Origin of the sequence: Nocardioides sp. (assembly GCF_024509035.1) — a bacterium.
Lineage (GTDB): Bacteria > Actinomycetota > Actinomycetes > Propionibacteriales > Nocardioidaceae > Nocardioides.
Genome location: NZ_JANINT010000387.1, coordinates 1 through 883, shown reverse-complemented (window position 1 = coordinate 883; position 883 = coordinate 1). Strand labels below are relative to the sequence as shown.

The 883-nt window shown below is 77.1% G+C and carries 1 protein-coding gene and 1 pseudogene; both read right to left on the bottom strand.

The genetic code is table 11. The features are described from left to right. On the bottom strand, positions 1 to 683 hold a 683-nt coding region (locus tag Q0L15_RS21955), incomplete at its 3' end, for a LarC family nickel insertion protein (protein ID WP_296606955.1). Then, positions 680 to 883, bottom strand: a pseudogene (locus Q0L15_RS21950) (1-(5-phosphoribosyl)-5-amino-4-imidazole-carboxylate carboxylase); the annotation flags it as partial. The gene Q0L15_RS21955 and the pseudogene Q0L15_RS21950, both read right to left, overlap by 4 nt.

The following is an 883-nucleotide window of genomic DNA, read 5'->3' as shown; positions in this document are numbered from 1 at the left end:
GCGTGCCCGTCCGGGTCGCGGCCGCCCGCGCCGACGCCGATGGCGTCGACGGTCATCGCCGGCTGCGGTCCGTACGACGTCGCGAGCGTGGTCAGCAGCGCCGCGCCGGTGGGCGTGCACAGCTCCATCGCGACCCGGCCGGCGTGGGTGGGCACCCCCCGGAGCAGCTCGGCGACCGCGGGCGGCGGCACCGGCAGCGTGCCGTGCGCGGTCTCGACCGTGCCGGAGCCGACCGCGACCGGCGACACGGTGACCGCCTCGGCACCGAGGTGGGCGAACCCCGCGCACACGCCGACCACGTCGGCGATCGCGTCCAGCGCGCCGACCTCGTGGAAGTGCACCTCGTCGGGAGTCGTGCCGTGGACGGTGGCCTCCGCGACCGCGAGCCGTTCGAACGTCGTGAGCGCGAGGTCGCGGACGCGCGGCTCGAGGGCGCCGTGGCTGAGCAGCTCGCGGACGTGGTGCCAGGTGCGGTGCACCGACGAGTCGGTGACGTCGACGTGCACGCGGGTGGCGGCGAGCCCGCCGCGGCGGACCTGCTCGACCCGCAGCGCGATCGGCTCGGGCGCGACCGCGTCGACGGCGTCCCTGACCACGTCGAGCGGCACCCCCGCGCCCACCAGGGCACCGAGCAGCATGTCGCCGCTGGCCCCCGCGGAGGCGTCCACCCAGACCGCGGTCATCGCGGCACGCTCTGGCGGGCCACCCGCGCGGCGTGCACGCCCGCGCCGTACCCGTTGTCGATGTTGACCACGGTGACCCCGGGCGCGCAGGAGTTCAGCATCGCCAGCAGGGCCGCCACGCCGCCGAGCGAGGCGCCGTACCCGACGCTGGTCGGGACGGCCACCATCGGTACGCCGGTCAGCCCGCCGACCACCGAGGG